The 10,846-nt window shown below is 62.1% G+C and carries 14 protein-coding genes; all 14 read right to left on the bottom strand.

Annotated elements, in window-relative coordinates; translation table 11 throughout:
* Position 1 precedes the first annotated feature (1 nt).
* On the bottom strand, positions 2-2,026 hold the full coding sequence (locus AC5ZG5_RS40610) for a hypothetical protein (RefSeq protein WP_456642259.1): 2,025 nt from the start codon (positions 2,024-2,026) through the stop codon (positions 2-4).
* Positions 2,026-2,433, bottom strand: coding sequence for an HK97-gp10 family putative phage morphogenesis protein (locus AC5ZG5_RS40605; protein WP_456642258.1), 408 nt, complete (start codon positions 2,431-2,433; stop codon positions 2,026-2,028). The genes AC5ZG5_RS40610 and AC5ZG5_RS40605 overlap by 1 nt, the downstream gene beginning before the upstream one ends.
* Before the next feature lie 137 nt (positions 2,434-2,570).
* Positions 2,571-2,990: a gene transfer agent family protein gene (locus AC5ZG5_RS40600; protein WP_456642257.1), complete on the bottom strand. Its 420-nt coding sequence runs from the start codon at positions 2,988-2,990 to the stop codon at positions 2,571-2,573.
* Positions 2,987-3,433 carry a phage tail tube protein gene (locus AC5ZG5_RS40595; protein ID WP_456642256.1) on the bottom strand — a complete coding sequence of 149 codons (447 nt, stop codon included), beginning with the start codon at positions 3,431-3,433 and terminating at the stop codon, positions 2,987-2,989. Before AC5ZG5_RS40595 ends, AC5ZG5_RS40600 begins: the two co-directional genes overlap by 4 nt.
* A 12-nt stretch (positions 3,434-3,445) precedes the next feature.
* Positions 3,446-3,850: a DUF3168 domain-containing protein gene (locus AC5ZG5_RS40590; protein ID WP_456642255.1), complete on the bottom strand. Its 405-nt coding sequence runs from the start codon at positions 3,848-3,850 to the stop codon at positions 3,446-3,448.
* Complete coding sequence (locus tag AC5ZG5_RS40585; protein WP_456642254.1) at positions 3,847-4,032, bottom strand: hypothetical protein; 186 nt, start codon at positions 4,030-4,032, stop codon at positions 3,847-3,849. Before AC5ZG5_RS40585 ends, AC5ZG5_RS40590 begins: the two co-directional genes overlap by 4 nt.
* A gap of 11 nt (positions 4,033-4,043) precedes the next feature.
* Positions 4,044-4,385, bottom strand: coding sequence for a phage head closure protein (locus AC5ZG5_RS40580; protein ID WP_456642253.1), 342 nt, complete (start codon positions 4,383-4,385; stop codon positions 4,044-4,046).
* Positions 4,382-4,954: a head-tail connector protein gene (locus tag AC5ZG5_RS40575; protein ID WP_456642252.1), complete on the bottom strand. Its 573-nt coding sequence runs from the start codon at positions 4,952-4,954 to the stop codon at positions 4,382-4,384. The genes AC5ZG5_RS40580 and AC5ZG5_RS40575 overlap by 4 nt, the downstream gene beginning before the upstream one ends.
* Before the next feature lie 5 nt (positions 4,955-4,959).
* On the bottom strand, positions 4,960-5,154 hold the full coding sequence (locus AC5ZG5_RS40570; protein ID WP_456642251.1) for a hypothetical protein: 195 nt from the start codon (positions 5,152-5,154) through the stop codon (positions 4,960-4,962).
* Between the two features lie 61 nt (positions 5,155-5,215).
* On the bottom strand, positions 5,216-6,577 hold the full coding sequence (locus AC5ZG5_RS40565) for a phage major capsid protein (protein WP_456642250.1): 1,362 nt from the start codon (positions 6,575-6,577) through the stop codon (positions 5,216-5,218).
* Between the two features lie 33 nt (positions 6,578-6,610).
* A complete protein-coding gene (locus AC5ZG5_RS40560) occupies positions 6,611-7,285 on the bottom strand; it encodes an HK97 family phage prohead protease (RefSeq protein ID WP_456642249.1) in 675 nt (224 codons plus the stop codon).
* A gap of 11 nt (positions 7,286-7,296) precedes the next feature.
* Positions 7,297-8,517 carry a phage portal protein gene (locus AC5ZG5_RS40555; protein ID WP_456642248.1) on the bottom strand — a complete coding sequence of 407 codons (1,221 nt, stop codon included), beginning with the start codon at positions 8,515-8,517 and terminating at the stop codon, positions 7,297-7,299.
* A complete protein-coding gene (locus AC5ZG5_RS40550) occupies positions 8,514-10,223 on the bottom strand; it encodes a terminase large subunit (protein ID WP_456642247.1) in 1,710 nt (569 codons plus the stop codon). The genes AC5ZG5_RS40555 and AC5ZG5_RS40550 overlap by 4 nt, the downstream gene beginning before the upstream one ends.
* Entirely contained in the window at positions 10,223-10,729 is a 507-nt protein-coding gene (locus tag AC5ZG5_RS40545) for a hypothetical protein (RefSeq protein WP_456642246.1), read from the bottom strand. Before AC5ZG5_RS40545 ends, AC5ZG5_RS40550 begins: the two co-directional genes overlap by 1 nt.
* Between the last annotated feature and the right edge of the window lie 117 nt (positions 10,730-10,846).

Here is a 10,846-nt window from a genome sequence, read left to right as displayed (position 1 = left end):
CTTACTGCCCCGTAAATGGCTTCACGCCATAGCTGCTGCCGAGAACGCGCCGGCCAGTTCCAGACGCAAGCGACTCTCCGATGGCCTGATCGACCATCTTCCGAATGGTGATCGTCACATCGCCGTTCGAGCCACGCTGAACGGATGGCTGCCCGTCAGTATAATTGTTGATCGTGACTGCCCCGCCCCCGCCGGCCGCCCGCATCGCCGCGTTCGGGATCACTTGAGAGCCGCGAGGAAGGTTGACGAGTTCCGGGCCCCGCTCGCCAACTAGCGCGAGACCACCGGGCGCAAAATCTGTACCGTTCGCGAAGGCGGGCACCAACGGCGCACCGCCAACGGACGTCGGTCCGATCGCGCCGGCGATCGACCCATTGGCGTTGAGCCCCGGTGTACCAAGAAACGAGCTGAAGCCCGTCTGCAAGGCCCGCATCAACGGACCGACGATGAGGAGCTTGACGATCATCTGCTCGATGCTGCGGATGATCGATTTCGCCATGTCGTCGAAGCCTTCGCTGGCGGACTTTGCGCCTGACACGATGTCGGTGAGGCCACTCGTCAGATCGCCAGAAATTTGAGTCGACACCTCTCGGAGGCCATCGTTTGCGCGGAGCGCGGCCGCCTCGACGCTGTTCAATGCAGTTGCGACGTCCGGATAGATTCCTCTCAGTTGATTTGCGATCTGGACGTCTTCGGGTGACAGGAACGCCGTCTGCCGCCCTCGGGAAATGTCAGTAGCCACGCGCGCCTTTTCGAGCGCCAGAGCCGCATCACCAGCACTCTGAGCGAGCTGCTGAATCTTGTCCTTGATCGCCTGCGTTACCGGAATACCCGCCTGTTGGGCAGCCGTCGTGAGCTGCGCCTCCGTCCGATATGCTGCGAGTGCCTGGACCCCAAGACCTTGCGCTTGCGCTTCTGCCTTCAGTTGCGCGATCCGCTTCTCGATTTGATCCTTAGACCTCTCGAATGCGTTTTCCTCGCCACCTGTATTGTGAAGCGGCACATTGCTTAGAGCGCGGCTGCGATCGGCGGTAGATGTTCCACCTTGAATCAGGACTCGCGCTGGAGCGGCGCGCCTATCCTCGCGAGCTCCCGCCGACGTATCAAGGCCCGCACTCTCGTCGACTTGCGTATTACGGTTGCGGAAGGCAACCAACGCATCTCGGGTCTTTGCGAGATCGCTGGCTGCCGACGCGGCCTGCGCATCCAAAAGGCCGCCCTTGAATAGACCTAGGAATTTGACGGCGAGCTCGAGCAGGCTGATGAGGTCCTGCAGGTCGCTCTTGATGAAATCGAACAGATGTTCCGATAGGTAGGCCTTGACATTCTGAACGGCCGTTTTCCATGCCTCATCGAACGCTTTTGCCTGGTCTGCGATCCTCTGCAAGTCTGGCGCCGCTGCGGCGGCATTCTTCGACAGATAGGTGACCGCCTCGCCGCCCTGCTCTAGGAACCGAACCATCGATTCCGACTGGCCTGCCGCCTTGGCGAGGTCAATCTTCTGAATCTCCGTGCGCGCGTTTTGGACCAAGTCGGCCACAAGCGCGAAGGTTTGCTGGAGGCTGAGAGCTTGGGTATTGACGCCCTTGAGCGCCTGCGGATTGGCGTCGAACAGCTCGCTCAGCGAGTTCTTTTCGCCGCGCTTGAACTGGTCGAGCAGGACCGCGAGGTTCTTAAGGCTCGCGGTCACGTCATCGACCGGAGTTCCAACCTTTGACGCCGCCTGCTGAACGCCGAAAATGTCGTTCATCGAAGCGCCGACTAGTTTCGCGGTGGCATCGAGCTCGGTGAAGCGGCGGGTCAGGTCCTGGACAAAGCTGATGGCTTGGTCAAAACCCTTGCGCGCGAAATCAGCAGCGAAATTGCCCAGGAACGTTCCGGCAAACGGATTGAGCCGAGAAAACCGGTCCTCGATCTGCGAAGCCTGCTTGTCCGCGATGTCACCGGCGCGCTTCATGTCGCGCTCAAACCGAGTGAGCTGCGCCGAGAGCGCAACTACAAGCGCGGCGGTATCGTTGCCGGCCATTACTCAGCAGACCTTTTCTTGATAGATGCTCGGATCTTTCGCTTCATCGCCGAGATCATCTTCTTTTTGTTCAGCCGATATGTCGGGAAAAAGAAGGGCTGCGCCCTCATATTGACTGTCCCGAATTCGTCGGCGCGCGCGTAGTCATACGGCTTGCTGGATACAGAAGGCCTGATCGTCAATCGGCCACCGGCGACAATTCTAACGACGGTGTCTGTCTTCCGGTCTGGCACTTTTGCTACCGAATGTTCCAGATTTCCGGTCGGACCCCGCGGCGCCACCAATTCAATCTGCCGGGCGAGATTGTCCGCTTGAGCGTTCAGCTCGTCGACGGCCTCCCTGTGGACCTCGGCCTTGAGTTCTTCCGTCAGACGGCGGAATTGCTCTGCGCTCTTGCTTCTCGCCATGCGTCAAGATGCTTTCAGCCATTCCCACAATTCGTCGGCTTCTCCTGCAGAAAGAGCGCCGTCATCCTTCAACGCGCCCGAAACGAACGCCCAAAACTGCCACATCGACATGCGGTCGATAGCCTGTGGCGTGATGTTCAGTTTGGCTCCGAAGGCATAGATGGCTCCGAACCGGACCTTTCCGTTGGGGAGGTTTGCGATTGGTTCTCCCGATCCGGAGCCTCTGATTTTTTTTCGATCTGCTCCTCGGGTGCGCCCTGGCAGCCAGCCGCCATTACAGCGTAAGCTGTCAACCTGCTTTCCGCCGGCGGCCGGCCCTCCACATACAGGCGGACCAGCTTGGTCGCTTCGGCTGGCTTGAGGCCGCCACCAACGAGACCCCAGCGGATAACGTCAGAGATGTCCTCAAGCCGACAGGTGCCATCCCTGAGCCGCTGCAGGATGACGAAGGGTCCAGCGTCGCAAGCTTCCTGGATCTTCACGAGCTCGCCCCACCCGAGACGAAAGTGATGATCACCATCGCCCCAGGCGAGCGTAACGGATGCGTCTCGGCTCAAGGCGTCACCGGAGTCGATACGCGGGCAAGTTCGCCGTCGCTCTGCATCTCGACGTTCGCCGTCACGCGGCCGCCCTGCTCGGCACCGGTGGTGAACGTCGCCACATGCATGAAGCCGGTCCAGGTCACGGTCTTGGCCGGGAATTCGACCTCGATCTTCACCGGAACGCTCTCGGCGTTCTCCCAGGCGTCCAGCCACTTGTCGACGGACTCCGCAGCGAGAACGCCCTCTCCGGTCACCGACGCCGAAAGGCTGGTCGCATCTCGTCCAAGCCAGGCCACGGCGTCCGGGTCATCACAATCTGGAATTGAAACTTCGGAAAGGTTCTTGGTTAGCGTTAGCGACTTCGACGTGAAGCCGCACGGCGCCGTGTAGACAATCGGCGACGCTCCGTCACCGAGCAGGACCTTGAACTTGCCGAAACGCGCAGTTGTAGGCTTCATGGTGGTGGTCTCCTATGGCTGTTCGATGAACGCAGAAAATTCCACAGCCGCGTGATTGGTTAAGCCGTCGGGATCCCGAAACGTCCTCGTCTGGCTGTGCTCGATTGACACCAATGCATTGCCGGTCAGCGGAAGATCGTAGTTATGGAGCGCGAGCCTGATTTGCTCCGCGATCTGCTTAACCTCAGGAAGGCCGACAGTGCGGGACCATGCGTCGAGCTGGATCGTGACGTTGAAGCCGGTGATGCAGTCAGCATCATCGGATATGGCCTGCTCCGGCCCCCACGAGACGTAAGGAAACGCCGTGCTCTGCGGAACGTTGTCGTACACGCGATTCCCGACCAACGTCGTCAGCCCCGCAAAGCCCTTGAGCCGCGCGACTATCGCGCCCTGCAGTTCAAGTGTCGGGCTTGTCACTTCTCGACCACCTCAGAACCGATCGTCACCGCCGGCAATAGATCGGCGCCCTTCAGGACGCTGCCGGCGGCCGCGGCAACGATCGCGCGCGCCGCGGCCTCGGGTACGCGGTCATACCGCTGACCACCCTCGTAAACGACGATGACGCCCGCGCGCGGGCGATAATCGAATGTTCGGCTCATCACGACGGTCTTCAAGTCGCGACCCCAGACTGGCAGAGCATTTCGAAATAGGCCCCAGAATCGTCAGGATCGACGATGGATCGGATGTTTAGGACCAATCCAGATCTGGCATCACGAGCGCGCCAATCCGTCGTAACCTGCTCCGTCTGCGAGCTCTGGCGCACCGTGATTGTCATGGGCTGCTGCCCGGCGAGCCGCGCCGCTGTCACCGTCTCGCCACCGAACTTCGCCTGGACGCCCGCCCAAACGACGAACTGCTCGACGAAATCGGCCTGCGTGTTGCCATAGCCGTCGTCGACGTCTTGCCGCTTGTCAAAGGCAATGCGATGACTGAGATCTCCGGCCGAGGTCATCCCACCCTCGCGCGATACGGCGCGATCAGCATCGCTGCCCCCATGGGCAACTCTGCCAGAGACCCGTCCGCGACCGCTTCACGGCGCTCGTACAGGGTCCCGATATGCAGAAGCATCGCGGCCTTGATCGCCGGCGGCACAGTTTCATAGCCCGCCTTGTAGGTCACGCTGACCGCAGCCCTTTCGTCGAGATCATCGGGCGCGCTGAAGCTATTCTTAAACCGGACGAAGGACCTGCCACCGCCGTCAGTCCTCAGCGTGTACGTGCTGGCATCGACCGGAGACGACTGGTTGGTGCTGCTGCGCCAGGTTACGCTGACGATATCCATCACCGGCCCGAGCGGAAGCGGGAGACACTGCGCGAACGCATCGAAGTCCTGCCGCCACTGCTGCTCTACCAGGCAGCGGCCAAGAATTCCCGTCCAGCCGTCCAGATGATCCGTGACCGCCGAGATCAGGGATGAAATCAGCGCGTCCTCGTCGTCGTGGTCGACACGCAGATGCATCTTGGCTTCCGCCAATGTGACAGGCGTGCTCGCGGGAGGCGCGACGAGGACGGGACGATACATCGAGGCTACTCGGCTGCCTTGTTCTTCGGCGCGGCTTCGGCCTTGTTCTTAGGCTTCACCTCGCCCTTTGCCTTCGGCGGGTCCTTCGACAAAACACCGGCCTCAACGAGGTGCTTCACCTCTGTTTCGTCCGCCTCACGGATATCGCCCTTTGCATACGGCTTGTCGCCGATATGCTGACGCATGACGTAGAACTTCATCGCTCTGCTCCTTCCAGGAAAGAGCGGACGGATAGCGCCGCCCGCTCCAATGGGCCAACTACTACGGAGCCGCCGGCGCGATATCGCCGGTCACGAAGGCCTCGGGGCGATACACAGCCAGAGCAAGGCGCTCTTCGCCGAGGATCGTGACGAGGTTCTTCGTGAAGTCGTCGTTGACGTATCCGGTCTCGACCCGGGCATCCCAGCGATCGAACACCTGCGCACCGAGGCGGAAGGCGCCGGTCAGGAACGTGCCGACCGCCATAGCCTGGGTGGCGACCACCGGCAGACCCCACATCGTCGGCTGCGCCGTGCCTTGCGGGTTGCCAATGATGTAGCGACCTTGCGTGTCCTTGGTCAGCTCGATGGTTGCCCAGTCGATCGGATTGAGGACGTGGCCCGTCGCCGGAAACTCGGCGAGCGCCGCCTGCAACATGGCAATGCGGAGCGTATCGATTTCCGTGGTCGGGGTCGGTGCAGTCAGGCCGGCCGGAACGGCGTAGGCGGTCGCCTGCGGCAAGATGCCGTGCAGATTCTGCCCGGTGCCGTCGCCGTTGAGCAGCTGGTTCTCCTCGACATAAGCCAGCCCATAGAGCAGGCGGTTGTCGATGATGGAACGCAGCTGCGCGATGTCATCGAGCACCTGCTTGGACGCCTTCATCCAGTGCGCGATGACCTTGGCCGAGGTGGTGATCAGAGCGAACTTGATATCCGACTCCGGCTTGGCCGCACCCTCAGCGACCGGCGCCGCGCTGTTGGTGAAGCCGGTCTCCTTCACGTACTCCAGCGCGTTGCCGTCCATGCGGCCAGGCGTGATGAGGTCGCGGACGGTCATACGCCGCTGGGGCAGCGGCAGAACCCCGGGCAGTCGCGTCGGGGCAATCGCGGCACCAACGGCGCCGGCCGTGTCGGTGGTCCCCGAAGTGAGGGTAGCCTTGATCTTCAGATCGGCCGCGCGGGCATTCTTGGAGAAGCCGGTCGCCTGGAAGGCCTTGAAGCCCTCGCTTTCGACAAACTGCTCGCCGATGGACTTCTCGCCTTCATCGCCACCTCCGGCACTCCGAGCGAGTTTCTGCTCGACCTCGGCAAGCTGCTCGGAAAGCCCGTTCATCTTGATCAAGGCCTCGTCGGCCTTCTCCTTCAGGCTGTTGGTCAGGGTTTCACCTGCCTTGGCCTTGCCGAGAGCTTCGTCGGCGATCGCCTTAACGGCGTCGACAGACTGCTGGAATGCAGCCTTCACTTCCGAGGCGAGTTGCTCGGCAGACTTGTTGTCGAGGCCGCCGGCAGCCGCGCTCGCGGTGATGACCAGCAGATCGCTGGCATGGGCGGTTACGCCGAAGCAGAGGACCGAGACAGCGGCCACGGCCACGGCAAGCACGCAGAATGCGGCGAGCGGAAACGCTCGATGCGATAGCATCTTCATTGTGGGATTCCTTTTCGGAAACGGAGAGGAGGATCAGCTAGCGAGCAGCGCCCGCATGAAAGCTGATGGTTCAATCGCCTTCTCGCCCTCGGACTCGCTCCGAATGGCCTTCGAATAGCCGACAGAGGCGATCTGTACGGCCATTGCCTTCGGGATCCCTGCATCGCGCAGGATATCCTCGAATTCCTTGATTGACGGCGGCTCGCCATCGCGCAGGCGCTGCGCGAAATCGGAAAGCCTGCCCTCGGATTTCACGGACTCGACGCGCGCGCGCCGGTTCGCTGGAAACGACACGATTGAAGCCTCGAGCAGATCGAGCTTCAAAAGCTTGCGCGGGCCGCCGGCATCCGCCGGCTCGACGTCGACCTCCCGATAGCCGATCGACATGCCCTGAATCGCGCCCGCCTTCAGCATGATCAGCGCCTCGTCGGCGCGGCGGACACCCTGCAGCAGTTGGCCCTTGCCATAGAGCCCCTTGCCGTCGTCGACGAGCTCGTTCCAGACGCCGATCGGCTCATCCGGGTTGTGCTGCCACAGCATTAACGGATAGGTGCCCTCGCGCTGGTGCTTCGCCAAGCTGTCGGCGAACGCGCCCGGCGTCACCACCTCATTGTAGCTGTCCCGGACGCCAAACACCGACGCGTAGCCCTCGATCTGCCCGGCGTCGTCGGCAGACTTGACCTTGAAGGCGAAATCCTTGGTCTTCATGGGTCTATCCCCTATGGCGTTGGCGCCGGCAGCGCTTCCTGCCCGGCTTCCGTGATCGGGATGTTCTGCATTTGCATGCGTGGCACGTCGCCACCCTCGACCGGAGGCAGATTCTCCAGCGCCCGAACTTCATTGATCGTCATGGCGCCGATCGCCGTCATCTGCTGGTAGAACCTGGCCCTCCCCGCGCTATCGGCCCGCAGGAGGCCCTCCAGATTGAATTCGACAGCGATGCCGCGCGCCCTGTCGTCGGGCGTGAGCAGTTGCTTCTCGCAGGCCTGCTCGATCCGCTTCAGCCGGCGCCGAAGCGTGAACTTCTGGAATCCGAGCGTTTGCTGCTCCAGGCCGGTTCCCCAACTGGTTGACTTCTCGGTATGCCCGATCATGAACGGCGGGACGCCAAAGTAGCGGCAGATTTCCTCGACCGAGAAGCCACGCGATTCCAGCATCTGGGCGTCTTCCGGATTGATCGAGATGGCCTCGACCTTGGCTCCCCCTTCTGAGACCCACGGTCGGCCGGCGTTCATCGCCCCGAGATACTTCTCCGTGAGCGTCGTGTTGGCGAGCTCGCGCTGCTCCGCGGTCAGCCACTTTTCGAAAACGAGCTGAACGGACGGCCGCATCCCGTTCTGGAACGTGGCGCCGGCCGCGCGATCGATCGCCTGGGCTAGGCTGAATGCATGCCGCCCGAAGTGCAAAGTGGACATTCCGCCGAGCGGGTTTCCGCCGAAGCCGCGGACATGCAGGACGCGCGCGTCCGTCTCCGTGTAGGTCTTACCGTTATCGGTCCACTGGTACTGGATCGTGCCGCTCGACAGCCGCTTCACCGACATGCATGACGGCAGGATCGGCGTCAGAGCCGAGATACCCTTGGCGCCACGACTGATGGCCGCATATCCGTTGCCCCAGAGCTCAATCGAGGCGCAGATGAATTCCCAAAAGTCGACGGCTGTCTGGTCGAAGTTCGGGCTGTCGTGCAGCACGCGGTAAAGCGGATGATCCTTCGCTACCTCACGCGAGCCGTCCGGATGGGTGCGGTACACCATGACCGGAAGCGAGGCGATCGTCCCCGAGATAAGGTTAATGCAGGCCCATACCGCCGAGAGGGCGAGAACCGAATGGTCGGTCACCACCTCCCCGGCAGCGCCAGCCATACCCGGATCACGCCAGCCATCTGGCTCGCGCATCGTAAGCCGGCGCACCACATCTGCCATCTTGCGAAGAAGATTCATGCCGCGCCCGCCAGAGACTTGAAATAGTCCTCCATGCCGCCGCCGGTCGCCTCCGGGTTTCTCGACATCAGCATCACCGCGTTGAACGCCGCGATCAGAGGATCGATCTTCGCCTTGCCGGCAATCTGCTTGGTCACCAGCACGGCATTGCCGCGCTTTTCGACCTTCGCATTGCCGACCACCCAATTCATCATGGCCGAGCCGTCATGCTCGATCGTGCCGTCGGCGAGCTTGCGCTCGAGCCCCAGCACGGCACCGTTGAGCTTGTAGCCCTGAGCGATGCCGAGAAGCTGCTTCTCCTCCACGCCCCGGGCGATCAGCTCCTCGATCATTGCTGTCACACCGAATGGATCGAGACCGACCGCCGCCTCTTCCGGCAAAAGCCCGGCGCGGTTGACGCGCTCGATGATGTTCGCGAGCTCCTCGACGTCCTGCGTGGGATGCTTGCAGATCGTCAGCGAGCCCTCTTTCTCGAAATCCCGGAGCCGCGGCGCGATCTCCTGGCGCAGCTCGAGCACATCGGGATGAGCCCACGCATGCGCCCAGAGGAGCCAGTTCCGTGTGTCACGGTCGCGGCCCAGCAGAACCAGACCCAGAAGGTCGTCGAGCCCGCCACCGTCGCCGCCAGCGACAACCACGTCACACCGGCCGAGGAACGTGTCGAGGTCACGCAGCGCTTTGTTGGCGCGACCTTCCCAGTATTTCGCGCCGCCCCACCGGTTATTCGCCAGCCGAAGGCCGATCTCAACATTCAGATGCTTCGCGAGGAAGACCTGATATTCGCCGCCGGTCGCGTCCTTGACCTTGCGGAGTTCGTCGATCAGCCACTCCTTATCGACCGAGCGACCTATATTCGGGTTCGTGATGTAGAAATTGCCCGGCTCGAGATAAGCCTCGCTCTCGACCATCTCCTCCGGAAACTCGTACAGCACCGGCAGGCTTTTGCGGTCTTCGATTGTGCCGTCGCGGACGCCGCGGAAGTAATCCAGTTTCGCCTTGAAGACACCGGCCGGTTCGGCGTCAGCCTGCGTCGACAGGTAGATCACGAAACCCTCTGGCCTCGACACCTGACCGCCGGTCGCCTCCCGGAGCATCGCGTCGGCGTTCGCCTTTTTGCCGAACAACCAAAGCTCGTCGACCAGGACGAACGCCGCCTTCTTACCGGACACGGTCTCGTTATCGGCTGCCACCACCTTCAAGACGGCGTTGGTCAGCTTGTGCGTGATGGTCCGGATGTGATCCTGGATGTGCAGGATACCGCCCTGCGCCCAATCCAGCTCTGGATCCTCGCGGATCATGTCGCGCGCCGGATGGAAGGCGTTGTTCGCGACCTCGATCGTCGGCGCCAAGATCAGCAGCTCGGCCGAATGCCTCCAGTTCCGGATCAGCGCCGTTACCATGATGCCGGCCGCGATCGTCGATTTTGAATTCTTCTTGCTGATCAGCAGGAAGAACTCTCGGATCAGCCTCCGCGCGCTGTCCGCGTCATACGCCCCGAAGATCGCGGCGACGAAATCGAACACCCACGGTTCGCACGCCTCGCCGAATGTCGGCTTTCCCGGAGCGTCGACGATCCGCAGTGACTTGAACACCTCGAGCGCTGCGGCCGCCTCATCGGCGAATAGCGGGCTCGGGATCAGCGAGCGCCGCTTGACGATCCGCTCCCGCCAATCTGGGCAGGCGGTCGACCACTCCAGCTTTGCCATCAGTGCGTCGCAACCGATTTAGGCGGCGCCGGCGGCGCAAACTTGCTCCCGGGCTGACCAACCTGTTCGGCCGACCGCTGCCGCTGGGCCTTCTTCCCGCCATCGGCAGCGGCGCCGGATTCGTTCAGCGTCTTCGCAGCCAGAGCCAGCGATTTCAGAACCTCGGCGCGTTGCTTCAGCGATACCGCCTGGCGCAGCGCCTCCTTCTGCTTCTCCGGCTCCTCGCCGTCGACCGCGATATCGATGATCGCCTCCAAGTCACCGACCCTCGACGTGGTCGCGTCGAGCTCGTCGAGCATCCGTAGCGTCAGATTCCGCCCGCGCCCGACTATGGCCTCAGGGCTGGTCGTCTCCGGCGTGACCGGCGTCGGCGTGATGACGATCGTCTCCGGCTCGGTACGCGCTTTCGGCTGCGTACCGGTCTTGACCCAGTTTTCTTTCTTCGCGCGCTTCCGGATCGCGCCTTCCGAGATCGAGTACCACACCGCGAGTTCGCGGTTAGACATTGATCCGGAACAGAAATCTCTTTTGATCCCATCCCAATCGATGGGCTTTTTCTCATCTGCCATTTTCAGTACGCAGGACGGTACGCACCTCGCATTTCTCCACCCAGGAAAAAATCT

Source organism: Bradyrhizobium sp. Ses1 (assembly GCF_059512365.1).
This window is presented reverse-complemented; position numbering and strand designations above follow the sequence as displayed.